This window comes from Pseudidiomarina halophila (genome assembly GCF_003987215.1).
Taxonomy (GTDB): domain Bacteria; phylum Pseudomonadota; class Gammaproteobacteria; order Enterobacterales; family Alteromonadaceae; genus Pseudidiomarina; species Pseudidiomarina halophila.
Genome location: NZ_PIPW01000001.1, coordinates 19,033 through 44,235, shown reverse-complemented (window position 1 = coordinate 44,235; position 25,203 = coordinate 19,033). Strand labels below are relative to the sequence as shown.

Below are 25,203 nucleotides of genomic sequence, written 5' to 3'. Positions count from 1 at the left end.
ATCTTTACATTGTAAGGGCAGCCCCTGCTATTGCGTTCACCGGATAAACGTGAAAAGATGGTTCCACAAGCTGTCTATACAATTAGGCGCTTGGTTTTGCAACGTTGAGTTGATAAAGGCAAAATCATCGAAAGGTGATGGCGCAAAGTTACCTGTCTAAAGGTTGTCAGCAATGACCACCCATGATCGAGGAACCACCACACAATGTTTCTACGAGATATCTTCATCTCTTGTTCTGCTGTGGCTTTTTGGAGCGACATAGTGGCATCCGACCACTTGTTGTTTTGTCCTCCTCTCAAGGTTGTTCTTCTGCGTAATCTTACGCTCACAAATGTTGTGGAGAACACATATGAAAAAGCTAATCTTAACGTCTTTATTCGCATCAGCGATGATCACCACGGCCCACGCAGCTACTGAAACTTCTACCTTTGAAGTATCAGCTGAAGTCGCCGCAAGCTGTCAGATCACCACTAACCCATTAGCCTTTGGCGCATTTGACCCATCTGTTGGCACAAGCGGTACAGCTACACTTGATGTCGCCTGTACGTCAGGATCATCAGGTGTAGTAACGCTAGCTTCTGCAAATACGTGGACTATGATCGACGGCGCTGAAACTTTAGCCTATGGTTTATTCACTGACGCAGGTCATGCCACTGTCTGGGATGGAACGACTGTAGGACAGACGGTAACAGGAGCTGGTCTTTCAACACCAACCTCTTTCACTGTTCACGGTAACATCGAGCCACAGCCGGCTGCAAAAGTATCCGCCGCTTATGCTGACACTGTCACCGTAACAGTTACCTACTAAGGTGAAATCATGCAAAGCCTTTTAGAAGTAACAAAAGGCCGTGTAACGCAGGCTAGTAAAACTAGCCTGCCTTTTTACAGTCTTTTCCGCACGTCATTACTCATACTCATCATGGGGTTATTTGTCAGCTTTCCCAGCCAGGCAGATACCTTGGGTGTTTCCCCGGTGCGCGTCACCTTGTCAGCCCAGAATCCTGTCGCATCGATCACCGTAAAGAACGCCAGTGATCGCCCTAAGTCGATTCAATTGCGCCTCTACAACTGGCAGCACGAAGGCCAAAAGACGCAACTGACCGCAACTAAAGATCTTATTGCCGCGCCCCCTATTGCTGTTATTCCGGCAAATCAAACGCAAATCGTTCGGGTTGGCTTGCGCATTAAGCCAGATTCAGAAATTGAAAAGTCTTATCGACTAATGATTGAAGAACTGCCACCGAAAGATAATGTCGGCATTGCCATGACACTCAGAATATCTATTCCGGTATTTATTGCGCCCGAAAAGGCAGCGCAAAACAAATTAAACTGGCGGGTTGAGCATCGGGACGACTCCTCATTTTTAGTGGTTGAGAATTCCGGTACCGCGCATGCGAAAATTAACCAGCTATCTTTAAATCCGCCGGCGCTGACAAACTCCGCACCGACAGGAAATATATACATACTTCCCAACAGCTACTATGAATGGAAGCTATCGTCGGAGGTTAAAAAGCATAACGAATTAGTCGTAAAAGCAGATATTCTCGGCGACGCGGTTTCTCAAACCTTACCTACGCATTAAGCGCATGCCATCCCTCTATTCAATTCTCGCACTGGTAGCTTCTGTCATGCTGTTTGCTCTTACCAGCCCCACAGTATTAGCACAGCCAGAGCAGGAATTAATAGAAAGTGTTCGATTTGGCAGCGAGCCCCACAAAACGCGCCTGGTTTTTGAAGGGCGAGGTGAGCTAAGCGCCAGCGTAATGGCAAAAAGTAGTGCAACTGATATTCATCTAAGATTAGCTTTGCCGGACGCAAAAGTTGTACAGAATTGGCTACCACGCATTATTCCAAAGCGACATCCGGCGATAAAATCAATTAAATATAAAGTAGTGAATGCAACCACTGCAGACCTGCATCTGGAGTTTAATTCGCCAATGCTTGTCGATATTTTTGGTTTAAAGGCAATGGAAGGTTATTTACCACGGCTGGTAATTGATTTTCACGACGCAAGCGAAGCAGTTGAAGAACTATGGGTTGATGTCACCTTAAATCGGAAGAATGGTTTCGGCACAGTACTGGCGCTGGCATTTAAAAATGATGATATCCTCATCGCCGGCGAGGATCTTAGCGCGTGGCGGGTAAAGCTACCTGAGCAGCCGTTCCTTGAACATTACGCGACAAATTATTACTCCCTGCGAAATCTCGGTGTCGAGTTCAAACTCAATCGCGCGCTTATGCAGCTTGCAATCGAAATACCAGCGACCCAATTTGCCGAAATAAAATTACGGGGACATCAGCGCTCACCGATTAAATTGGCACCTTCAAGTCCCGGCTTCTATTTGAATTACGACCTCACAGCCACAGAAAATAATCTGCAGACCACAGGTGCGGGTTTTCTGGAATTCGGCGCTTTCAATCGATGGGGAAATTTAAACCAAACTTCCGTGCATCGCTATAATGAGGACACTTCATCCGTTGAATCGATTCGACTGAATACTGTCTGGCGTACGGATTTTCCAGAGCGTATGACTTCTTTATATATCGGTGACATGTTAACTGGATCAGCGGGATGGAACCGCGATATTCGCCTGGCCGGAATAAAGTGGGCAACTAACTTCACCACGCAACCAGAAATAATAAAGGTACCGACGCTCGCATTTACCGGATTGGCAACTGAACCATCCACCGTCGATTTATATATCAACGACGCACTTCGTTTTCGTCGCACGATTCCAACTGGGCCATTTAGTATTGACGACCTGCCTACTATTACTGGCTATGGCGATGTGCAAATGGTAGTTACGGATTTATTAGGACGACAGCGAGTCTCCTATCAAAATTACTTTACCGATCGGCGAGCATTGCGCGCGGGTCTGCACGATTATTCCTATGCACTAGGATCGATAAGAAATAATTACGGCTTAACCGACGCCGATTATGACGGTTGGCTGGCGAATGCTTATCATCGTTATGGCGTGAGTAATGCATTTACCGCAGAGTTTTCAGCACGCGCTGGTGAGGATTATCAGTTATTGGGTGTCGGCGGAATACAGGTTTTACCCTGGAATAATTCAATGACATTCTCCGTAGCGGGAAATCATCATGCCGATGGTCAGGGTCAATTAATTCAATTAGGACTGCAGCATCAACGCCGTAATTTTAATTTCGGTATCGAGGCGCAAAAGTCGTTAAATGATTTCCGTATCAGTCCGAACGAACAGGTTATTCCTTACCCGGAGTTTCAGTTGACGTCGTATTTGAGTTGGTCTTCACTCGATTTTGGCAGCATGCGCTTAGCTTATACAGAGCAGCGTCAGAACGATATGGATGTTGCTTTTATTAACGCCAGTTTATCAAAACATTTGGGCGCGTTTGGTCACTTGTCTTTTAATGCATTGCAGTTTTTAACAGAGGATGAAGATTTTCAGATCTCTGTGTCCTTGAATATTCCTTTTGGCGAACAGTCTAACTTCAGCACGGGTGCGACCCATTACAACTCACGCGACACGGGTTACGCGCAAGTTTTACGCCAGGCGCCAGTAGGGACAGGTTTTGGCTATCGGTTAAGACAAGGCTTCTTGGATGAATCGCGCAGCCAGGCCGATGTTAAGTTGAACACGGCGGTGGGCAACTATGAGGCAAGTTACTACGGTAATGAGCGTATCGACGCCTATCGCGCGTCCGCTCGCGGATCACTTAGTTTTGTCGGCGGCTACTTTTCTTTTGGCCAACCGGTGCGCGATAGTTTTGGCCTGGTCCACCTGCCCAATTTTGCTGATGTTCGCGTCTATGCGGAAAATCAACATGTCGCCACCACTGACGCCGATGGTTTCGCTTTTATCCCGCGACTGCGCGCCTATCAGCGCAATCGCATCCGATTAGATGCCACTGACTTACCGTTAAGTGCGAACATCGAGTCGCTTCAACAGGAAATCGCGCCTTATTATCGCAGCGGCGTGGTCATCAAGTTCGCGGTTTCGAGTTTGCACAGTGTCATGATGAACGTCACAGACTCGGAGGGTACCTTCATTCCGGTAGGAGCTGAGGCTTACATTGATGAACGTCCGGAGCCAGTGCATATTGGCTATGACGGTTTGCTTTATCTAACTAGCGTCGCGGCCGCACATCTGGTGACGATTCGCTATGCGCAAGATGGGTTACAGCAGGAATGTGTGATTCAGCTTGTGGTGCCCGAGAGCGAACATAGCTTACAAGATTTAGGATACATATCATGCGAATAACAGCTCATCGATTCGCCCGCTGCGTTGTAGCACTTAGCCTGATGCTTGGTGCGAGCAATGCTTTGGCAAATTGCCTGGTGTCGGCGCAGGGTGTCAGTTTTGGCAGCTACGACAGTTTAAGCGGCGCTCCTTCGGAAAGCACCGGAGTAGTAGAAGTCAGCTGCGACGCGCAAACCAGTTATACCTTATCGCTGAGTCCCGGTGCCGGCGTCTATACCGAACGCAAAATGCTAAACGGTGAAGATGCGCTCATCTACAACCTTTACAGCGACCCGAGTTACTCCTTCATCTGGGGCGACGGTTCCGGCGTCACCACCACCGTATCCGGCGCCACCGCCACCACCCAGCTACATGACATCTACGGCCGCATGCCCGCCGGCCAGGATGTCGCCGTCGGCACCTACACCGACGTCATCATCGTCACCGTCCAGTTTTAGAAGGGGATGCCCTTACGTTATCCGGCAAGTAACTGGTGCCCCACCATTCCAATCACGAAACCAATAACCGCACCGAGCGGCGGGGTCCAGTGTCGCCGCATCGTCGAGTCGGGCGCGATATCCTGAAAGATAAGATACAAAATCCCACCCGAAGCGGCCGCCATTATAACTGCGGTAGTTTGCAGAAAGTCGGCCAGCCAGTAATAGCCGACAAGCGCTGCGATAGGTCCGACAAAGGACACCAGAAAAAAGCCCACCAATCGGCGTCGGGGCGACACTTTGGAATCCTCAAGTTCGCGGAAGGCATTAAACCCTTCAGGAAGGTTCTGCAAACCGATAAATAGCGCCAACAGCATGCCGAATTTTGGATTTACGGCAAACATTGCACCGAGACTCAGTGCTTCAGGGACGAAATCGAGCAACATCGCGAGCAACTGTGAAATGCGAGTCATTTTCTTCGCGAGCCATTCGTCGATGGCACAAAACAACACGCCACCACCGACAAACGCCAGAGCGACCGCCCATACCGGGAGATGTTTATTCGCCTCAGGCAGCAACGCATAGGTGATCGCAGCCAACAAAATACCTCCGCCGGCCGCCACTACACCATGCACGAAGCGCTGCTTAAGCGACGTTCCGGCTCTGCCCTCCCACTTTGCCAGCACCGCACCGACAAACCCCGCAAGCCCGGCAAGCCAGGTGACGAGCAGCATGTTTACTAGCATTTAAGCCTCCCTTAGAAGGGGCTGCCCTTACATTGTAAAGATTTAGCAGGGGCAGCCCCTACCTCCGAAATCGTCTTTACATTGTAAGGGCAGCCCCTCCTCTTGTTGGCGGTACCGCAGAAATACCGTACGATAAGCAATAGACTTACAATACAATAGGTCAATCTCGCATGAAATGCTTTCAAGGGTTGCGCACTGCTATGAACAAGGCCGCAGTAGCTTTCGGTGTGTGCTGTGCCTTGCTCATTGCGAGCATTCCGACTCAACCGGCCATAGCGGCCACGGTTAAAATGAGTACGTCAAAGATTTGCCATGACTTGCGGAGCCCCTATTACGAAAGGGTAAAAATATTCACCAGCTATCCTTCGCTTGATGCCTGCCTGGCCGATGGCGGGCGCTTGCCGAAAAATATCCGGGCCAATAATCACGCCACCGTTAATCCCGGATACTCCCGTAATGCCTACAAACATTGGATTGACGAAGATAAAGACTGCCTGGACACCCGACATGAACTGCTAACCGACCTATCGACAATTAAAGTGACTACCACACGCAACGGCTGTCGGGTCCTGCGGGGACGTTGGAATGATCCGTACTCAGGACAGATCATCTTCGATGCCGCAGCTATCGATGTTGATCACCTGGTGCCGCTCGCCTGGGCATGGCAACACGGAGCGGCAGATTGGTCCCCGCAACGGCGCAAAGAATTCGCTAACGATCCGGTAAACTTATTCGCGGTAAAACTCGATCTCAACCGCAGCAAAGGCGCACGCGGCCCCTATGAGTGGTTGCCACCCAACCAAAAGTTCCATTGCCAATATGTAAGCCGATACCTCCGCGTGATGCTGATTTACGACTTCACCAGCAGTTCACGCGAACAGATTCGTACATTACGTGACACAATTTGCGATTAATCCTACAGGACGGTGACACTTAAAAACGGCCGCACAGCGGAGTTATCCACAAGGGGCAGCCCCTCCTCCTGAAACCGTCTTTACAATGTAAGGGCAGCCCCTTCTGGGTGAGCCGCCTTGAATTCGCGCCCACAGCCGCTAAGTTTATAATTAAGCCAACAAACAAAAGGAGTTACCGTGGCCAAGCAAGCGAAGCTTTATCGTATGGTAATGGACAAGCACATCTGTCCGTTTGGCATGAAGTCGAAAGATTTACTTGAGCGCGAAGGCTATGAGGTAGAGGATCATCATCTCACCACACGCGAAGAAACCGACGCTTTCATGGACAAGCATGATGTTGACACGACGCCACAGACATTCATTGATGGCGAACGCATCGGCGGTTATGACGAGCTGCTCGATCATTTTGGTAAAACGCGTCCTAAGAACAAGTTTGCCGCCTCTTACCGTCCAGTAATAGCTATTTTCAGCCTAGCGTTACTAATGGCATTAGCGGTGAACTGGAGCATGGGTACTGCGCTCTGGTCAATTCCTACAATCGAACGCTTTATCGCCTTTAGCATGGCATTGCTTGCCCTGCAAAAGCTCCAGGATGTCGAAGCTTTTACCAACCAATTTCTTGGCTACGACCTACTCTCGCAGCGCTGGGTACGCTACGCCTACATCTATCCGTTTGCAGAAGCCTATGCCGGTATCGGTATGCTCGCAGGGCTCTGGGGCTGGTTTGTCGGTCCGGTCGCCATCTTTATTGGTGTCGCCGGCAGCATATCGGTGATCAAGGCCGTTTATATCGACAAGCGTGAACTTAAATGTGCCTGCGTGGGCGGCAACAGCGATGTCCCGCTCGGCTTCATCTCACTGACCGAGAACGTGATGATGTTCCTGGCAGGTCTCTGGATGATTATCCGCGCCTCAATTTAGGTGGCTATAATCCCACTTATCCACAAGGGGCAGCCCCTCCTGCCCCTCCTGCTTATCCACAGGGGGCAGCCCCTCCTGAGGCTCTGCACGCAAAAACCATCAAGCTCTACCGAGCCGAACGAAATATCGGTATGATACCAAGCTCACGCACCAGTAAGCATGGAACTACGAATGAGTGGCGAAAACAGTACGGAAAACATCGTTTGGCATAATCATCAGGTCAGCCGCGAGCGTCGCGCGGAGCAGAAGGCTCAGAAGCCCGTGGTGCTCTGGTTTACCGGGCTTTCAGGGTCGGGCAAATCGACCATTGCCAATGCCGTCGACGAATTACTGAACCGCAACAGCAACCATACCTATTTACTCGATGGCGATAATATTCGCATGGGCCTCAATAAGGGACTGGGCTTCAGCGAAGAGGATCGGGTTGAGAACATCCGCCGTATCGGCGAGGTATGTAAGCTTTTCACCGACGCCGGAATGATCGTACTTAGCGCCTTTGTATCCCCTTTCACCGAAGATCGCGCCAAGGTCCGGGCACTGATGCAGGCAAATGAATTTGTTGAAGTCTTCGTCGATACGCCATTAGAAATTTGTGAGCAGCGGGACCCGAAAGGTTTGTACCAAAAAGCGCGCAAGGGTGAAATCCCCAACTTTACCGGCATCAGCTCACCTTATGAGAAGCCTGAAGCGCCAGAGATACACCTGAAAACTGACGAAGTTTCTATTGAAGCTGCAGCTCAGCAAGTTCTCCACTACCTGCGCACGCACAACTATATTTCTTAAGTACGAGCGGCGGGAAATGTCGCTTTGCGAAGTAGGCCAAAGGATTAAGCATGATCACAAAAACCACCCTTAAAGAACTCGAAGCTATCGCTCGCAAAGCCGGCGATGCAATCATGAAAATTTACCATGCGCCGGACTTTGAAGAGCGCATTGCGGTGCAGGCCAAAGGCGACGACAGCCCGTTGACGCAGGCAGACCTAGCAGCGCATGAAGTGATCAAAGCGGAGCTTACAAAGCTAACCGATAAGACGCTCGCAGAACTTCCGCAATTGTCAGAAGAATCCGCGAACATTGACTGGCAAGAGCGTCAGCAATGGCAGACCTACTGGCTCATCGATCCACTTGATGGCACCAAAGAATTCATCAAACGCAACGGCGAGTTCACCGTCAACATCGCACTTATCCACAAGGGGCAGCCCCTCGCTGGGGTTGTTTACGCGCCAGCAACGCGGACCATGTACAGCGCCGCAGCTGGCCTTGGAGCTTACAAAAATGATAAGCCCATCTCCGCCCGTGAAGATAGCGGTGCTCCTACGCTGAAGGTTGTAGGTTCGCGCTCCCACGCATCGCCGGATATGCAATCCTACCTTGAAAAGCTCAACAAGCCGTATGAAATGGTACCGATGGGAAGCTCTTTGAAACTATGCCTGGTGGCCGAAAGTAAAGCACATTTGTATCCGCGCCTGGGCCGCACAAGCGAGTGGGATACAGCGGCGGCGCACGCAGTTGCGCTGGCGGCCGGCGCCGAAGTGGTTACGCTTGAGGGCGAACCGCTGACCTATAACCAGAAAGAATCACTGCTGAATCCGTACTTTATCGTTAAGTAGCCCGTACCTCTGGTACGGGTCCAACTATCGTTCAACGCCGATGGCAAATCCCGCACACCAATCTAGTTTTTAACGGCGCTCATTCAAAGTTACCCACAAGGGGCAGCCCCTGCTAAATCTTTACAATGTAAGGGCAGCCCCTCCTTGGGGGATGGCGTACGACAGGCTGGAAGCCTGAGCGGTGACAAGGTACAATCGCGGCTAGATACATATGCTGTAGGGACGCGCCAAAATGAGCCAAAAACTAACTCACCTGAAGCAGTTGGAAGCAGAGTCGATTCATATCTTCCGCGAGGTCGCTGCGGAATTCCAGAATCCTGTGATGCTCTACTCTGTCGGTAAAGACAGTTCGGTACTACTGCATCTTGCGCGCAAAGCGTTCGCGCCGGGCAAGATCCCGTTTCCTCTGATGCACGTCGACACCACCTGGAAGTTCAAAGAAATGATCGCGTTTCGCGACAAAATGGCCAAACAACACGGCCTTGAGCTCATCACCCACAGCAACGAAGAAGGTATCAAGCAAGGCGTAGGCCCGTTCACGCATGGCAGCGCGGTGCACACCGATGTCATGAAGACCCAGGCGCTCAAACAAGCGCTCGATAAATACCAGTTCGATGCCGCCTTTGGTGGCGCCAGAAGAGACGAAGAGAAGTCACGGGCGAAAGAGCGCGTATACAGCTTCCGCGATAAGAAACACCGCTGGGATCCGAAGAATCAGCGCCCTGAGCTTTGGAGCATCTTCAACGGCCGCGTCCACAAAGGCGAAAGTATCCGTGTGTTCCCGCTAAGCAACTGGACCGAACTCGATATCTGGCAGTACATTTATTTAGAGGGCATCGAGATCCCTGATCTCTATTTCGCCAAGGAACGTCCGGTCGTCGAGAAAGACGGCACCCTGATCATGGTCGACGACGACCGCATGCCACTCGAACCCCACGAAAAGCCGCAACAAAAAATGGTGCGCTTCCGTACCTTAGGCTGCTATCCGCTAACAGGTGCGGTGGAATCAACCGCTGCAACGCTCCCGGAAATCATCCAGGAAATGCTGCTGACCACCACATCAGAGCGCCAGGGCCGCGTGATCGACCACGATAGCGCCGGGTCAATGGAGAAAAAGAAAATGGAAGGATACTTTTAACCATGAGCCACGCATCTCCATTAATCGAACAAGACATCCTGAAGTATCTCGAACAGCACGAGAACAAAGAACTCCTGCGGTTCATTACCTGCGGTAGCGTCGACGACGGTAAAAGTACCCTTATTGGCCGCCTGCTGCACGACAGCAAGATGATCTTTGAAGATCAACTGGCCGCCATTACCAAAGACAGCAAGACCATGGGCACCACCGGCGATAAAGTCGATCTGGCGCTGCTCGTTGACGGCCTGCAGTCTGAGCGCGAGCAAGGCATCACCATCGACGTGGCCTATCGTTATTTCAGCACCGACAAGCGTAAGTTCATCATCGCCGACACGCCAGGGCACGAGCAGTACACCCGCAACATGGCCACCGGTGCCAGCTGCTGCGAGCTTGCTGTCATCCTTATCGATGCACGACACGGCGTACAAACGCAAACCAGACGGCACAGTTTCATCGTCAGCCTGCTTGGCATTCGCCACGTCATCGTCGCAGTCAACAAAATGGACCTGGTCGATTACCAGCAAGACCGCTACAAAGAAATACAAGACGAATACCTAAAGCTTGCCGGACAGCTGGATATTCCTGACATCCATTTCGTACCGATCAGCGCCCTCGATGGCGATAACGTGGTCAACCGCAGCGGAAATACGCCATGGTTCCGCGGCCGTACTTTGATGGAGTATCTGGAGACGCTGGAAATCAATCGCGATCAGGAGAACAACGACTTCCGCTTCCCGGTACAGTACGTCAGCCGACCAAACCTGAACTTCCGAGGCTACGCCGGCACTATTGCTTCAGGCACAGTCAAAGTCGGCGACACTATACGCGCGTTGCCCTCAGGCAAAGTCAGCACGATTAAAAGCATCGTTACCTTTGAAGGCGAACTGCAGGAAGCCGCCGCACCACAAGCCGTAACCCTGACGTTGAACGACGAAATCGATATCAGTCGTGGCGATATGATTGTCGAAAAAGACGCACTGCCTCACACCTCAAACCGTTTACGCGCCAAAGTGGTATGGATGCACGAAGATGCCTTAGTACCGCATCGCGATTACTACATCAAGATGGGCACCAAGTTCACCAGCGGTAGCTGTGAGAAGATCCATCACCGCATCGACGTCAACACGTTGGAAGAAAAAGACGCAGCGACCCTCAGCCTGAACGAAATCGGTACCCTCGATTTTAGCCTGCAAGAGCCAGTGGTGTTCGATAAGTACAAGCGAAACAGTAAGACCGGCGCCTTTATCATTATCGATCGCATGACCAACGTCACCATCGGTGCCGGCATGGTCGAGCAACCTTTGGTCGAGAAGGACGAAGCCCGCCACGAAGTCAGTGAACTAGAGCGCGACCTCAATGCTTTCGTGCGCAAGCACTTCCCACACTGGGACGCCAAAGACGTCACCAAAAGCTAACGAGGCGAAGCGCTCATGAGCCAAATCTATGTTGGCCTGGTCATACTCGCACTCTTTGCAGGGCTGATTACCACACGTAATCGCCCTGCAACGCTTTTTGTCTCAGCGGCACTGGTACTTTACCTCCCCGGCCTCATCAGCGCCCAGAATCTGCTCAATCACTACGTCAATTTAAGCTTGATCACGCTAATGCTGTTGCTTATGGGCTCGATGGCGCTCGAGCGCACCAAAGCCCTGCAGTGGGTCAGTCGCAGCTTATTTCACAAAAGCCAGTTCTTCACCCTGCTACGAATGATGGGCCTGGTGAGCATCACTTCAGCCTTCCTGAATAATACCGCGGTGGTCGCTACACTAATGCAGAGCGTGCGCAAGAACCGTGAGCATCCGGCGCAGCGCCTGTTGATCCCACTTAGCTACTTTGCGATTTTAGGTGGCGTACTGACCCTTATCGGCACCTCAACCAACCTGGTGGTGAATAGCTTTTTAGTTGAAACCGGACATCCGGGAATTGGCTTTTTCGACTTCCTGCCTGTCGGTCTGGGCGTATTGCTGGTTGCCGGTGCAACAACTATTGTCGGTTCCTACCTGCTCCCCAAAGGCAAGGTAGCAAGCGATATCAGTCAGGACTATTTTCTCGACGCTAAAATCACTGATGACTCGCTACTTACGGGCAAAACCGTACAACAGGCAGGGCTGCGCGCGCTCGACGGACTGTTTCTGGCGGAAATTGTACGTAATGGCCAGCTCATGAGCCCGGTAAAACCGGAAACCGTGCTGCAAGCCAACGACCGGCTGGTGTTCTGTGGCGATGTAAAGCAGGCCCAGCAGGTCTCGTCCTTACCCGGCGTTACTATGTATGCCAATGAGGTGTTTAACGACACCAACGGGCTGCTGCACGATAATCTGACCGAAGTCATCGTCAGCCCCACCTCGACACTGGTCGGACGCACGCTGAAACAGGCCAACTTCCGGGCATTGTTCGATGCAGCGGTGGTGGCAATTGGCCGCGGCGGTGAACGGATTTCCGGAAAGTTAGGACAAGTCGAGATCCAGCCGGGCGATCGGCTGGTGTTGGCAACCAGTGAGGATTTCTATCGCCATCGCAACCTTGAGCGGAACTTCTTTTTGCTCGAAGGTAAACGCTTAAGCCCGATGCTGAGTGGCCGGCAGGAGATCATTGCACTTGCGGGGTTCGCAGGTGTGGTGATTGGTGCGGCCAGCGGCTTGTTGACGCTCTTCAACGGTTTGGTGATTTACCTTGCGCTGATGCTGGGGACGCAGGTCATCAGCGCGGCAGATATTCGCCGGCGCCTGCCGCTGGATATCTGGCTGGTAATAGGCTCAGCACTGTGTATCGCTGATGTGTTTATGTCCTCGGGGCTGGCCACCACAATCACGGCAGGCATGTTTAGTCTGCTGGGTAGCACCAGCCCCTATCTGGCGCTGATAGGCATATTTGTGTTGACCTGGCTCATCACCGAAGTGGTGACCAATAACGCCGCAGCGGCTATCGTGTTTCCAATTGCCATCGGCATGGCTGAAAGTCTCGGCGTCAGTATCATGCCCTTTGTCATGGCCGTCGCCTTTGGCGCGTCAGCCAGTTTTATCAGCCCCTTCGGCTATCAGACCAATCTGATGGTCATGAACGCCGGCAATTACAAATTCGGCGACTTTACCAAAATCGGCACCCTGGTTGTCATCGCCTACAGCATCACCGCGCTCTGGCTGATCCCACAAGCCTTTCCCTGGTAACCGCGCGTAGCCCGCAGTTCTACAGCGGGTCCGCCTCGCCGCAACCTCGGTGCCAACTACAATAACGGCTGCAATTACCGGATGCACCCCGCAGTAGAACTGCGGGCTACAACCCTACAACCCAAACGGGTACGTATCGGGCATGCGGCTGGTGTCACCCTGCAGATCAAGGGCATGCAACGCCTGCGTCTCAGCAAAAAACAGAAAATGGTCGTAGCGCTCAGGAATGAGCGTCGGCACGTAGTTGCCGTAGCGTTCATGCTTAGGATGATAGACCACACCGACGGCGCGATGCGGAATAGCTCGCTGTAGCTCTGCGACATCAGGTAGATCAGCTGAGGCAATATAGAACTGATCGCCTGCCTGATAACACAAGTCTTCCCAACTGCCGGCGCGCGCTTCAGGCAACTCCATCTCCTGCGGCCGTGAGCCCCAGGAACTGCCCGCCATAACAGTGCCGCGATAGCCGCCAAAACCAACCAGCGCTACCTCATCACGACCATACTCGTTACGACCCAATTCACCAAGATTAAACAAACCCGCGGACTTCATATCCGTGTAAGACGCATCGCCAATATGGGTGTTGTGTGCCCAGACGATACCTTTCGCGTCGGCGCCATGAAATTCCATCAACCGATTGAGCGTATCCATCATGTGGCGATCACGCAGATTCCAGGTCGACTCTTCACCAGAGCCGTCAGAACCACCAGCACCACCCCCGGCCATAACACGGTAATAGCGCTCGGCATTATTACTCACCAGCGCGTTTTGCTCGGTGCTAAAAGCATGCTCACGATCCGAATTGTAGGTCGGCACCTTACGGCGGATCTCCTGCAGCATCTTCGTCACCTCTGCGCTGCAGCCCTCAGGCACAAGACGCGTCGACAGCGCGTAGCTCTGGCCGTCCTCATCGCGATAAGGCTCGAAGCAACGCATTGCCTCCTGCGCGGTTTCCAGCGCAGCGGGATCCTCGCGCGCCAGATAGTCCATGATGGCATCCAGCGACTCCCACAAGCTGTAAACATCCAGGCCATAAAAGCCCTTACGCTTATCCTGCGCCAGTCCCTGATTAAACTCACGTAACCACTGTGCCCACTCGTGCACCTCCCAGTTGGCCCACATCCACGAAGGCCAGCGCGAAAACTCTTTAAGCGCCTTGTCGGTGTCGGTAATGGCATCATCGTAGCCTTTCACATGACGATTGAGCTCATAACAGGCTGGCCAGTCACCTTCTACCGCGACAAAATCAAAGTCATAATCCTCCAGCAACGCTTTGGAGATGGCCGCCCGCCATTTGTAATACTCGTGGGTGCCGTGGGATGCTTCGCCGAGCATCACCAGTCGTTTGTCTTTGACTGATTCCAGCAAGGGCCGCAGATGTTTGATGCTGGCAAAGTCGCGTTTATGGGTAGATAAAATGTCTATCACTGTATCGCTCCTCATAGTGCTCAAAAGGTTTCAGCCTGGCCGGTCATAGGTACGAAACGCACCGGCATTAGCGTCTCTTCGGTGAATTCGTTCTCACCAACACGCTCGATGAGCTGCAATTGTTGCTGCAATCGCCCCACAGGCGCCAGCAGTTTGCCGCCGATTTTGAGCTGCTGTTTCAGAGTTTCGGGGATTTTGGGTGGTGCCGCGGTCAGCTGGATGGCATCAAACGGCGCCTCTTCAGGCCAGCCGTCATAGCCATCACCAAAACGCGCGGTGATGTTCTCGCTATCGATTTTAGCAAGGTTTTCCTTCGCCAGATCGGCAAGCCATTCAATGATTTCGATGGAATACACCTGCTCGGTAAGTTGCGCGAGCACCGCGGCGTTGTAACCGCAACCGGTACCAATCTCCAATACCTTGTCGTTCGCACTAAGCTGCAGAGCCTGCGCCATGTAGGCAACAATATAAGGTTGGCTGATGGTCTGTTCTTTGCCGATGGGCAACGGGCTGTCGGCATAAGTGTGATGCTGCAAATCATCTGGAACAAACAATGAACGGTCGACGGCGCGCATCGCGTCTAACACCCGCTCGTCGTGAATATCTCTGCCCTTCAAATGACGCTCAATCATCCGCTCTTTGCTATCCATATCCTCTGCTCCTTCATTGCTCGCTAATAACTATAGTAAGTGATGACGGAGAGGGGCAAATTCGGAGCTCAGGACCTGCTCACGAGGGGCGCAGGCATATGTATGCATACCCTATTTAAATTTTCCAAAAATAACGCCTCAAATATGACGCATTAATTTTCTCATGCAGCAAATATGATGCAGCGAGCAAAATTGCACCAAATTTGAGGCTCAACGCGAAAGAGAAGTTACAAGCGAAGCTTTAATATGCACCTTCGCTTGTAGCCTGCACTTCTGCTGCGGGTTCTTTTCTAACTATGCATTCCGCTCGAGCCAGTCTACAATTCTTTCACCCTTTTTCAACTTCCCCGGGAAATGCTTTTCAAACCATTCAACACTCAGTTCAAAAATCAACAAATACCGCATAGTCGAACTTCCGTTTTTTTTCGCTAAAAGAAAATTTTCGCAGCGCTGAATCGTCTTTAACGTATAAGCTTTGTTTCTGACCCCTTCCGGATAATTCGCATGGTAAAACTGCATAGTGAAAAAACTCTTACCTGATTTGAGCGGTTTGACACTGATAATTTTTATCGGTGAGTAGTGTCGTACCTCGCGTCCGAACTCGTCACCAATAATTTCCATCGCGTACCATTCGCCATTTTCTAAAGACAACCGATCCATTACTTTTTCTTCTTCTGCATTTAAAACAAGCTCCTCATGAAGCTCACAGGTTTCAATAACTATACCGCCAATATAGGCCGCATCGGCAAAACACTTAACACCATCGATAAAACATTCTTGATATGCATATTCCTCACCCGAATCAGGATAATAGCCTTCAATTCCTCCATACATGCCCTTGTTGGCATAGTTTACAAATACGCCATTCGCGTCGGTCGTCCTATTAGCACAGGAAGAGCACACGTATCTAGGATATCGGGAGAAACTAGGTAGCCTTATTTTGCAGATCGGGCAATTATGGTCTTTGCTTAATGACTTCATTTTGTTCTCAACAAACTCTACGGGCACCTATATCTGCGCCAGCTCATTTTCACGGTTCATCTGCATTGCTGCGAAAGCCGCTTCCCGCACTGTATCATCAACGTCCTGCTTACCCTGCTTGGTCAGTTCATCTATGACAGTTACCAGGCGAAATACTTGTGTGTTGCCCACACAGGTGAATGCATGAATGCGAGCAAGCTGGGTTTGCATCAGAATCTGTACGCGTTGACGTGAAAGACCATACACCTGCGCTATATCGGTCGGACTTACGAAGTCGGGCTTAGCCTCTAACAAACGAGCCTCAGGTAAAGCTTCAATAACCTGCCTCTTGGCCGTCTCGATAGTTTCCAGAGCAGTCGCCCCCTGACGATCAAATTCAATGAGAAGTTCAGCTTTACGACCATGGCGTACAAGCGCATCATCGCAACCAGAGTCAAACAAACGGTCATCCATTTCGTCATGGTCAAGCCCACAATCCGCAACATCAAAGCGCAGGCTAAACTCATAGCTATTCATTGTCGTTCTCCTAAGCCCCTCAGCAATGCGCACTCTTGCCAGAAGTCTTTACTCGCCAGCCAAGTGATTCCGCAAGCTCAATAGCCGCCTCGGTTTCCTTGGATTTGTGCTTTTTCCGTATCGTCATAAGATAGTCCCTTACCAGACTGTTGTCAATTGACAACAGTCTTTGTTTCTGGTGATTTCCAGCCTACCGTGAGTATAACCACCAACAAAAATAAAGTTAAAAATTAGTTTATTTATCTCTTACTTATTGATAACTTGCCTTTGCTTCAACAAACTGTAAGGAAAACAGATGTATAGACCCAAGGAAGTTGAACAAGCAATTATTGCGATCTGGTTAACCATCGCCCTATCCGTACTCAACATGTTAGTAGACAGGTGGATGACTGACCTTCCCGCCGATGAGTTTGCCTTTAGCGCAGCGGTCATGGCCTTATTTTGTATCTTCCCGTACAAGATCAGTAAGGGAAGTAATACCGCTCGCTGGTTCTACTCAATATTAATTGGAATGAGTTTTGTTCTGTTACTAGGCGGTGTAATCGAGGGGATGACCCGGGTTGACTGGGTCGCAACTATCATTGTAATTCCGATCGAGATTTTCACTCTGTTTCGACTCTTCCATCCGGAGGCCTCGGCTTGGTTTGAGACGAAGCAAAGACCCGCATAAGGATTTCGGTTTGCCGAGCTGCACGGTAGCGGTAATCAGCTAACGCGCGCTAGTTCACGTACGATGTATTGCACAGCGAGGAAAACTAACGTGCAAGTGGATAATCTTTAATTAAGCTTTCAGCGGGAATATTTAGTTTCGTGTGTAGTCGGCGGATCATACTGATGCTTAATTTCCGTTTACGGCTCATCACTTCGCTAACTCGACTGCGGTAACCGATAATCTCCACAAGATCAATATCCCTTAAACCAAGTTGATCCATGCGGAATCGAATAGCTTCAATAGGATCAGGAGTTTCGATAGGAAATTCAGCTTCCTCGAACGCCGCGACCAAAGTTGCCAGAACATCAAGCTCATCTCCCTCTGGAGTATTCGGCTCAGCGTCCCATAGCTCATCGATACGCTGAAGCGCAGCACGGTGATCTGCAATAGTTTTGATTGGCTTAACGTGCATAAACACCTCTATATAGTCGCTGCATCGATCTTATCGTATTCCGAATGGGTTCCAACGAAGCGAATGTAGATGATTGAAAATTCATACTTCACAGCTACAACTAAGCGGTATCTGTTGCCGTGGATATTAAAAACCACCCGGTTATTTCCCAGGAAGCTGGCGCTGCCGTATTTGTCCTTGATGTCCTGCGGAGTTTTCCATATCGCATGCTTGGCTTCATCGTACCAAGCCTTTAGAGGTTGTTCCGCACCTTTGAAGCTTGGTTGCTCCCAGAAATCAACTAACGTCTTCCTTGAAATTATTCGCATAGCCTGTCCTTTTGTTACCATTATGGGAACAGAAACTCGGAATGTCAAAGAAATTACCAAAATGGGAAAATCCTGCAATGAAGTGGTAACTTACGGTGATTTGTCATTCCATGACACTCTTCCCTGATGCTTATCCCTCAAGCGATTCATCGTGGATGCCTTCCCACCCTTTACTCAACGCTTCAACAGCGCCCCACGCAGCAAATACTGCAGCACCGCTGCCAGTAAAATCAGGCCGGCGATGATCTGCAGAAAATCGCGAACGAGCGCAAACATCGATTGCAGCATGCCGGGTTCGGCAACGCCTGGGGTCACGAAAAGTCCGAACAGGAATCCGACACCCCATAAGACAAGCGCTAACAGCACACCCGACACCAGAACTTCAGCGGGTCGCTTGTTCATTTTTCGGGTGATGAAGCGGTTCTTACGTGGTGCCATGATGTACTCCCAAAAACAACAAATCAGGCAAGCCGCTTAGCGTTACGGATGCCCTCCTCGGGCTTAGAAATGTAGAAGCCCTGTACGAAATCGACGTTAAGCCATTCCAGGATTTTGTAAATCTCGGCGTCGCTGACGAATTCGGCGATGGTTTTTATGCCCAGACTGTGGGCCATTTCGATAATACTTTTAGCAATTTTCCGGCTGCTGGCGTCCACGGCAATTGATTTAATAATTGAACCGTCAATTTTGATAAACTCAGGCTTAAGCTCAACCAGATAAGCAAAGTTTGAATAGCCACTGCCAAAGTCATCTATTGCAATCGCGGCGCCGGTTTGGCGAATACTATCAAAAAACTCTTTGACTACGGCGAACTCCTGAATCGCCTCGCTCTCGGTAATTTCAAAAATCACCCGGTGGCCGCCGTTGCGGCGCAACTCTTCTAATATGAACTCAGTGGTCGCGTCATTGAGAATATCCTGAATCGATAAGTTGATAGATATTTTACAATCGTAAACCGCCAGCAATTGCATCGACTTACTGAATATTGTCCGCGTAAGTACACCGTAGTACGGCGTTTTTTTCAATGACTCAAGAAAGACACCGGGCGCAATAACTTCGCCATTTTGCGTCTTTATCCGCGCCAATGCCTCGTATTTGCAGCTGTAGCCAGACTGATTCACCGGGCTGATCTCCTGGAAAAAAGGTATCAGCCGATCTTCTTTTAACGCTGTTTTGACTTCTTCAATCCAAAAATAAGTGCTCTTTACGTTGTCTTGCTCCGTCTTAGAAAAAATGCGTGACCCGTAATAATTGTTTTTTGCGTCATCCAAAGCACTTTCAGCTAAGATCATAGACTTAGCGTAAGAATCGCCTATGCCTACACAGAAAAAGACTTCGTGAATATCGTCACCGACCTGATAAACAATGTCCTCAAGCTCAGATTTTAAATCTGAGCAGATTTTAGTAAATACCGACTCGTCGCTACCAGCTTTCATTCTGACGCTAAACGATGCACCGGAAAGTTGATACACCTTAAGAGCATATTTCTCAGCTGCTTTTAAAAATTCTGCGGCGATAGTTTTGATTAAGCTATCGCCGTGACTGATGCCCCAATACTCATTAATAATTTTAAAGTTTCGCACGTCGAAAACACCGACTTTTCTCGTCTCTTGTTTGCGAAGATCCATTAGCAATTTGACGCGGTTTGGCAGCCCGGTCAGCGGGTCATGGGTTTGTTCTCTAATTGTACGCCGTGCTTCAACAATATCGGTAACTTCATTGCGAATACTCAGAAACTCCTGAATTTCATCGTTATCGTCAACGATGGGAACGATAACCGTCTGTACATAATAGGAACGCCCATCCTTACTTCTATTTCTTATCAGACCTTTCCAGGGCTTATTTTTATTAATAGTCCGCCACAGGTTAGCGAAAACACTATCCGGCGTCTCGGGATGGCGCAGCAACGCATGGGTGTTGCCAATCAACTCATCGCGGCTGTAACCACTTACCTCTTCAAACTTGCCGTTCACGTAGGTGATCACGCCGTGAGGGTCGGTGATCGAGACAATTGAGGTATAGTTGAGTGCTTTTTGCTGCTGCTCAAGGAAATGAATCGAATCCTCCAGTTCCTGGCCTGTGGTACGGGCCAGATGAGCCAATGACTTTAACGTACTGGGTTCAAGGGTATTTTCGGCAGAGCCTGAAATGGCTTCAGGCAATTCCTGGCCTTCAGACAAAAACAACAATGTGGTGCTTAGATTAAGCAAATGGAAGTCAGCATCTGCGGTATAAAACTCACCATAGAAAAAACCGCCGTTGGCTTTCAGATTACTGCCAACTTTGGACACTTCGAGTTCGATATCTTTTTCAAGATACGACTTTCTGGCTGCGCAGGAAAATATCAGCGTGGCCACGTTTGGGGTCGCTTTAAATTCTGGTGTTTGGGTCAGCAACTCGTGCGGATCCGCAAAAGACAGCATGACCGTATCACCGACCTCAAATCTGCCGCCGAAAATAATACCATCATCATTGCGACCGATGGCCGCGCGCAAGATACTCATTTTTGGCCGTTTAAGCAAAAACGGAAATTCCATCACGCTACAGGGTAAGTTGTCTAAACTTTGTGAACCCAGATAGTTCTCATAAATCTTCAAAAGCGGTTCGTTATCTAACTCATAAAGCACATTTTCTTCAGCTTTAGTGACAGTAAACTGCGGGCCAATACCACTCCAGCCAGTCATGACTTCTTGCTTGGCCATTAAATGTTCACCAGACAGAACCGCAATAACTGATCCCGTGGTGAAGGTTTGCTCACCGACAATAGTATAGGTTTCGTTAAAGGCAAAATTATCAGCGGCATTTGCGCCCGCAATAAGCGTGGTCGGCAGACGTTGCTTGAGTTCCCGTACGAACTCCTCGGGACAGTCATCCAGCGGGTTCGTATATATAATCATCACCTCTGGACTGAGGCCGCCTAATTCATCCTTAAGAACAGAGAGCTGAGCGGGCGTGTGATCTTCTAAGCGGATAAGACTGGCCTTGGTGTCTTTTTCGAACACCATGAAATTGAGCAGTAGCGAACCCTCGAGCGTCCGTCCCTGCGCAATCTCCCCTGCGGTGGAGACACCGAATACTGAAAAATCCGGCAAGTGAGTTTTAAGCACCTGAAGAAGTGGCTCGACCTGATGTCGATCGCATCCCGAAAGAACCTGTAGTAAGCCATTACTTTCGGTCAGGTCATTATTTTGAATGAAGTTTTTAAGCTTTTTCTCATCCTTGAACGTGTGCGAATAGTGCTGCAAAAGTTCCTCCGCTTTCGTCTCAATGCAACGACCGAGCATTTGAACCGTGCTTTTTCTAAAGAGTCGATTTCCAAAAACTCTTTCGAGCAACATTTCCTTCAGACCCTGTACCGGCCTGGCTGTGTCGGATTGCTAGACCCTCCTATATTAGGAGCGCCTGATTTAGTTCTGGCTAAATAAGCCTTTGCCCTCAACCTAGTGAAGTTAGCTTAAAGAATCAGACTTTTTCGATGAGCCGCATAATATCCGCGTTATTTGTAGGGCTATTTGTCTATCTGGTTAAAATTCGTACTCTCGGATATGTTATTTTCTGATCCTGACTACCTAACTAACTCGTTACTTAAGTAGATGCTTAAATGGATCATTTTTAGGTTTCATAAAAAGGCGGTGTACTTGAAGGGATGACCCGAGTTGACTGGGTCGCAACTATCATTGTAATTCCGACTACCTTCACGCTTATGTATTGTTATAGCTTGCGATAAATATGTTTCCGGTGGGCGACTTTGACCACCATAACAACAAGCACACCATCGTCAATCTCATACACCACACGGTAAGCTCCCTGTCGAATACGATAGCGCTCCTGCCCAGAGAGTTTCTCGCTTCCAACCGGTCGCGGATCGTCCGCCAACAGCGCAATCTTCTCCAGGATTTCGGTGACCTGGACATTCGGGACGGCACGCAAATCTTTCGCGACCAATTATTTAAATTCGATCTTATATTTTGCCATGCGCTTTCAACTCCGCGAGAAACGTCTCGTAACTCATCGTTGGTTCGGCTACACGTTCGTCAAATGCCGCAAGATCTTCCTGATCCTCAGCCAACGCCGCACGGACCGCATCATTGACAATCTCGGACACCGACCGATGCGTATGCGCCGCTTTTAGACGTAGCGCCGCATGAAGCTGCGGATCGAGATAGTCGGTGGTAGCCCGTAGTTCTATTACGGGTGTAATCATCCATCGCCTCAATGCCCACGAAGACACGCAGGATGCCAGCCAGCCGTCGCTTGCCTTGATCTTTCCCCACCATTTTTAACAGGAACGCCCTTTTTTGATAGTTATGTTTACTGTATGTTGAAACTACGCTAAATAAACACACGATAGGTGCGTTGTGGGAAAAAGCTACCAGCAACATTTCGGGCAGCGCGGATCGGCCTACGATCGCGCTATGCTGCAGTTTCCAGCGGCGCGGCAGCAAGAGTTTGAGCAGGTTATCGCTGCAGCGCAGCTGAGCCCTAACATGACCGTGGCCTATGTGCCGGCAGGTGGCGGCTACCTACGACCATATCTGCCTGCAGGCGTTGTTTACCTCGCCCACGAGCCATGCGCCAGCTTTACCAACCACGGTGCCGTGCCTGGCACCATCACCCGAGAACGGTTCTTTCTCGATCAGGGCACACTAAACGAACTCGAACACGCCGGGTTTATCATTGAGCAATGCCACCGCAACGACTTTCACTGGAGCTTCCCTGATCGCCAAAGCATGGCCGCTTTCTGCCATCAGTTATTCGACATACAGAAATCTACTCCGGCGGACACCCTGCGTAGCATCGAAACACAGCTAGGCGTTACCGAAAATACCGATGGTAGCGTCGGTATGCACTGGTCTCTCATGACAATCGCGGCGGTCACACCTTGCTAATAATTTGTCAACAACCGGTGCAAGACTTCAGTACTTTCTGGCAACAAATTAGGCTATCCTACTGCAAATTAATTAAAGTTATTCATACGGATTCCACATGGACTATCGACTGAAATGGTTTCAACCCGGCAACCAACGCTACGTATCCGGGTATCTACATGGCCGGAAGCAGCCCTGCGTAATGGCTAAGCTAAAAGCCGCTCCGCAGCTACAACAGTTTCTGTTACAGCCCCAAGCAACAACGTTATTTGCTAAGGTGCAGCAGTGGTGGTGTCAAACGCTCGAGTGCTTAGATGAGCCTGCCAAGACCGCTAACGACTGGCCAAGCCTACTCTTGCAAATGTGCGATATGACCGAACAGTTGCTTGGCTACCTGAACTATACCGTTTTGCCTCATCGGCCCTATATCGATGTCCCAAAAAACGCCGCATACTCAAACGAATGGTCAACGGTCGCACTCAGTGTGCCTCACTGCTCGCCCGAAGTTGTCAATCGAGCCTGGAGTGTTGTGGTAATGGTTGTTGAGCTGCACCTGCGGGAAAAAGGCAGCGCTCCTGCGGAAAGTTGGTTAATGAAGGTTCTGACGCCGCTACGCGAGCCAATGAAAAAAGGAACGCATCAATTTTTTGCTGCTGCAGCTTACGAACTGGATATTCCATTTTTTCTCCTGCAGAGCGACCTTACGCAATTCGGACAGGGGCATAAGTCACAATGGCTCAACCATACTTTTACCGAACGCACCAGCGTCATCCCGGTGCGTATCGCTCGTCAAAAATGGCAGGCCAACCTTATGTTACGACGTGCGGGCTTACCGGTGCCGGCTATCGCTCCCGCTAACGATCTCAAAACAGCCCAAGAGGCAGCCAAACGTTTAGGTTATCCAGTAGTTGTAAAGCCTGCTGATCTTGATGGCGGCGTCGGCGTCGCTGCGAATTTACAAAACGAAACTCAACTAAACGAAGCTTTCAAAAAGTCGCAGAAATACAGTCAGAATGTCCTCGTCGAAAAACATATTCAGGGACGCGATTACCGTATTCATGTGCACGACGGCCACGTCGACTTTGCGATAGAACGTGTACCGGCGGGCGTGTTTGGCGACAACAAACACACTATCGCTGAACTCACGACACTTGAAAACCGCCACGAGCGGCGTCGCGAAGGCCCCAATAAGAATCTTGCTACGTTAATACTTGATGAAGAAGCTTTGCAGTTATTAAAAGCTCAGGGACTGACTCCACAAAGTGTTCCAGCGCAAGACCAGTTTGTTTATTTTCGTCGTGTTGCCAATATTTCTGCTGGTGGACGCCCCATCGAGGCGCTCGACAAAATGCACGAAGATAATAAACAACTCGCCATTCGCGCTGCACAGGCGTTGCGGCTCGATAACGCAGGTATTGATCTGATTATTCCTGATATCAGTGTGTCCTGGAAGGAGTCCACTGCGGCAATATGCGAAATAAACGCTAATCCTGAACTGGGTAACACCTCCGGACTACTCATGTACCGTAACGTGCTTCGTAATCGCCTTCAGGGCAATGGCCGTATTCCAATTTATGTGGTGATTGACGAAACCGATAGTTCCTCGCCATCAACTTTACTTCAGGAAACAGTTCAGGAGCTGCGCAAATCTCAGGATGGTGTTGGCTGGGGTGACGCAGATGGCGTCGGCATTGACAAACAAATACTGCTATCCAAAGGATTAAGCGCTAATGCAACTTACGAAATGTTAGTCATTCATCAGAATGTTAAGGCTATCGTTCTACGCCTGAATGACAAGAAAGTTCTTAATGATGGCTTGCCGTTTGAACGCATTGACCACTTGCTTACAGCCACTGAAGCCGACCAAGGGTCGTCACTGTACCAATTGGCAGCAGACTACGTTCCGAGGGCATAGACGGACATTACCGGTAAAGCTTTACGCGTTAGCTAATAACGCATTTGGCCACTCGAACGGCATACTTTTATTCCTGCTCGATTGGCTGCTTTCCCGGAGCCAGCGCTTCCGTAATCACCGCTTAACCGTAGCCCGTAGTTCTACTACGGGTCTAATCATCTATCACCTCAATCACTTCAATCACCTCAATCGCCTCAGTCGCCTCCATCGCCTCAATGTTCATGCAGACACACGGGATGCCGGCAGGTTTCACCCGC

Annotated in this window: 25 protein-coding genes and 1 riboswitch; of the genes, 14 read left to right on the top strand and 11 right to left on the bottom strand. The window is 50.1% G+C overall.

All coding sequences use genetic code 11. The annotated features are described in order from the left end of the window. Nucleotides 1–107: 107 nt before the first annotated feature. Nucleotides 108–202, top strand: a riboswitch (cyclic di-GMP riboswitch). A gap of 147 nt (nucleotides 203–349) precedes the next feature. Genes CWI69_RS00205 through CWI69_RS00190 form a run of 4 tightly spaced genes read left to right on the top strand, consistent with a single transcriptional unit; the run spans nucleotide 350 to nucleotide 4,681 of the window. Continuing rightward, nucleotides 350–808: a Csu type fimbrial protein gene (locus CWI69_RS00205; protein ID WP_157984223.1), complete on the top strand. Its 459-nt coding sequence runs from the start codon at nucleotides 350–352 to the stop codon at nucleotides 806–808. 9 nt (nucleotides 809–817) lie between these two features. After that, nucleotides 818–1,582 carry a fimbrial biogenesis chaperone gene (locus CWI69_RS00200; protein ID WP_126760834.1) on the top strand — a complete coding sequence of 255 codons (765 nt, stop codon included), beginning with the start codon at nucleotides 818–820 and terminating at the stop codon, nucleotides 1,580–1,582. A gap of 4 nt (nucleotides 1,583–1,586) precedes the next feature. Continuing rightward, nucleotides 1,587–4,244 (top strand): fimbria/pilus outer membrane usher protein, encoded by a 2,658-nt coding sequence (locus CWI69_RS00195; protein ID WP_126760832.1) that lies wholly within the window; start codon nucleotides 1,587–1,589, stop codon nucleotides 4,242–4,244. Beyond that, nucleotides 4,235–4,681, top strand: coding sequence for a Csu type fimbrial protein (locus tag CWI69_RS00190; RefSeq protein ID WP_126760830.1), 447 nt, complete (start codon nucleotides 4,235–4,237; stop codon nucleotides 4,679–4,681). Before CWI69_RS00195 ends, CWI69_RS00190 begins: the two co-directional genes overlap by 10 nt. Before the next feature lie 17 nt (nucleotides 4,682–4,698). On the opposite strand, the gene CWI69_RS00185 is transcribed toward CWI69_RS00190, so the two are convergent. Continuing rightward, nucleotides 4,699–5,406, bottom strand: a complete 708-nt coding sequence (locus CWI69_RS00185; RefSeq protein WP_126760828.1) for a ZIP family metal transporter — start codon at nucleotides 5,404–5,406, stop codon at nucleotides 4,699–4,701. Between the two features lie 170 nt (nucleotides 5,407–5,576). Between CWI69_RS00185 and CWI69_RS00180 the strand changes: the two genes are divergently transcribed. The 7 genes from CWI69_RS00180 to CWI69_RS00150 all read left to right on the top strand — a co-directional run bounded on the left by CWI69_RS00180 (nucleotide 5,577) and on the right by CWI69_RS00150 (nucleotide 13,156). Continuing rightward, nucleotides 5,577–6,320, top strand: a complete 744-nt coding sequence (locus CWI69_RS00180; RefSeq protein WP_126760826.1) for an HNH endonuclease family protein — start codon at nucleotides 5,577–5,579, stop codon at nucleotides 6,318–6,320. 177 nt (nucleotides 6,321–6,497) lie between these two features. Next, the gene (locus CWI69_RS00175) at nucleotides 6,498–7,241 is read left to right on the top strand and encodes a MauE/DoxX family redox-associated membrane protein (RefSeq protein ID WP_198678855.1); all 744 of its coding nucleotides are present in this window, start codon (nucleotides 6,498–6,500) and stop codon (nucleotides 7,239–7,241) included. 171 nt (nucleotides 7,242–7,412) lie between these two features. Then, nucleotides 7,413–8,024, top strand: a complete 612-nt coding sequence (gene cysC, locus CWI69_RS00170; RefSeq protein ID WP_126760824.1) for an adenylyl-sulfate kinase — start codon at nucleotides 7,413–7,415, stop codon at nucleotides 8,022–8,024. Between the two features lie 50 nt (nucleotides 8,025–8,074). Beyond that, on the top strand, nucleotides 8,075–8,851 hold the full coding sequence (gene cysQ, locus CWI69_RS00165; RefSeq protein ID WP_126760822.1) for a 3'(2'),5'-bisphosphate nucleotidase CysQ: 777 nt from the start codon (nucleotides 8,075–8,077) through the stop codon (nucleotides 8,849–8,851). A gap of 232 nt (nucleotides 8,852–9,083) precedes the next feature. Next, nucleotides 9,084–9,989: a sulfate adenylyltransferase subunit CysD gene (gene cysD, locus CWI69_RS00160; RefSeq protein WP_126760820.1), complete on the top strand. Its 906-nt coding sequence runs from the start codon at nucleotides 9,084–9,086 to the stop codon at nucleotides 9,987–9,989. A 2-nt stretch (nucleotides 9,990–9,991) separates the two neighbouring features. Then, the gene (cysN, locus tag CWI69_RS00155; protein ID WP_126760818.1) at nucleotides 9,992–11,404 is read left to right on the top strand and encodes a sulfate adenylyltransferase subunit CysN; all 1,413 of its coding nucleotides are present in this window, start codon (nucleotides 9,992–9,994) and stop codon (nucleotides 11,402–11,404) included. A gap of 15 nt (nucleotides 11,405–11,419) precedes the next feature. Further along, entirely contained in the window at nucleotides 11,420–13,156 is a 1,737-nt protein-coding gene (locus tag CWI69_RS00150) for an SLC13 family permease (protein WP_126760816.1), read from the top strand. Between the two features lie 114 nt (nucleotides 13,157–13,270). Here CWI69_RS00150 and CWI69_RS00145 read toward each other — a convergent pair whose 3' ends face one another. The 4 genes from CWI69_RS00145 to CWI69_RS00130 all read right to left on the bottom strand — a co-directional run bounded on the left by CWI69_RS00145 (nucleotide 13,271) and on the right by CWI69_RS00130 (nucleotide 16,731). Then, nucleotides 13,271–14,584, bottom strand: coding sequence for an erythromycin esterase family protein (locus CWI69_RS00145; RefSeq protein WP_198678853.1), 1,314 nt, complete (start codon nucleotides 14,582–14,584; stop codon nucleotides 13,271–13,273). A 20-nt stretch (nucleotides 14,585–14,604) separates the two neighbouring features. Further along, complete coding sequence (locus CWI69_RS00140; RefSeq protein WP_126760814.1) at nucleotides 14,605–15,234, bottom strand: protein-L-isoaspartate(D-aspartate) O-methyltransferase; 630 nt, start codon at nucleotides 15,232–15,234, stop codon at nucleotides 14,605–14,607. A gap of 294 nt (nucleotides 15,235–15,528) precedes the next feature. Next, on the bottom strand, nucleotides 15,529–16,068 hold the full coding sequence (locus tag CWI69_RS00135) for a hypothetical protein (RefSeq protein ID WP_126760812.1): 540 nt from the start codon (nucleotides 16,066–16,068) through the stop codon (nucleotides 15,529–15,531). A gap of 174 nt (nucleotides 16,069–16,242) precedes the next feature. Then, nucleotides 16,243–16,731 (bottom strand): hypothetical protein, encoded by a 489-nt coding sequence (locus tag CWI69_RS00130; protein ID WP_126760810.1) that lies wholly within the window; start codon nucleotides 16,729–16,731, stop codon nucleotides 16,243–16,245. Nucleotides 16,732–17,026: 295 nt separating this feature from the next. Here CWI69_RS00130 and CWI69_RS00125 point away from each other — a divergent pair, with 295 nt between their 5' ends. After that, a complete protein-coding gene (locus tag CWI69_RS00125; protein ID WP_126760808.1) occupies nucleotides 17,027–17,401 on the top strand; it encodes a hypothetical protein in 375 nt (124 codons plus the stop codon). A gap of 85 nt (nucleotides 17,402–17,486) precedes the next feature. On the opposite strand, the gene CWI69_RS00120 is transcribed toward CWI69_RS00125, so the two are convergent. The 6 genes from CWI69_RS00120 to CWI69_RS00095 all read right to left on the bottom strand — a co-directional run bounded on the left by CWI69_RS00120 (nucleotide 17,487) and on the right by CWI69_RS00095 (nucleotide 22,367). Next, entirely contained in the window at nucleotides 17,487–17,855 is a 369-nt protein-coding gene (locus CWI69_RS00120) for a helix-turn-helix domain-containing protein (RefSeq protein ID WP_126760806.1), read from the bottom strand. An 8-nt stretch (nucleotides 17,856–17,863) separates the two neighbouring features. Then, the gene (locus CWI69_RS00115; protein WP_126760804.1) at nucleotides 17,864–18,163 is read right to left on the bottom strand and encodes a type II toxin-antitoxin system HigB family toxin; all 300 of its coding nucleotides are present in this window, start codon (nucleotides 18,161–18,163) and stop codon (nucleotides 17,864–17,866) included. Nucleotides 18,164–18,337: 174 nt separating this feature from the next. Then, complete coding sequence (locus CWI69_RS00110) at nucleotides 18,338–18,601, bottom strand: hypothetical protein (protein ID WP_126760803.1); 264 nt, start codon at nucleotides 18,599–18,601, stop codon at nucleotides 18,338–18,340. A gap of 23 nt (nucleotides 18,602–18,624) precedes the next feature. Further along, on the bottom strand, nucleotides 18,625–21,408 hold the full coding sequence (locus CWI69_RS00105) for a bifunctional diguanylate cyclase/phosphodiesterase (RefSeq protein WP_198678852.1): 2,784 nt from the start codon (nucleotides 21,406–21,408) through the stop codon (nucleotides 18,625–18,627). Between the two features lie 466 nt (nucleotides 21,409–21,874). Next, a complete protein-coding gene (locus tag CWI69_RS00100; RefSeq protein ID WP_241971004.1) occupies nucleotides 21,875–22,093 on the bottom strand; it encodes a type II toxin-antitoxin system RelE family toxin in 219 nt (72 codons plus the stop codon). Between the two features lie 31 nt (nucleotides 22,094–22,124). Next, entirely contained in the window at nucleotides 22,125–22,367 is a 243-nt protein-coding gene (locus CWI69_RS00095) for a CopG family transcriptional regulator (protein ID WP_126760799.1), read from the bottom strand. A 154-nt stretch (nucleotides 22,368–22,521) separates the two neighbouring features. Here CWI69_RS00095 and CWI69_RS00090 point away from each other — a divergent pair, with 154 nt between their 5' ends. Together CWI69_RS00090 and CWI69_RS00085 are read left to right on the top strand one after the other, a co-directional pair. Next, nucleotides 22,522–23,052, top strand: a complete 531-nt coding sequence (locus CWI69_RS00090; RefSeq protein WP_126760797.1) for a hypothetical protein — start codon at nucleotides 22,522–22,524, stop codon at nucleotides 23,050–23,052. A 181-nt stretch (nucleotides 23,053–23,233) separates the two neighbouring features. Beyond that, a complete protein-coding gene (locus CWI69_RS00085) occupies nucleotides 23,234–24,946 on the top strand; it encodes an ATP-binding protein (protein ID WP_198678851.1) in 1,713 nt (570 codons plus the stop codon). Nucleotides 24,947–25,203 lie beyond the last annotated feature (257 nt).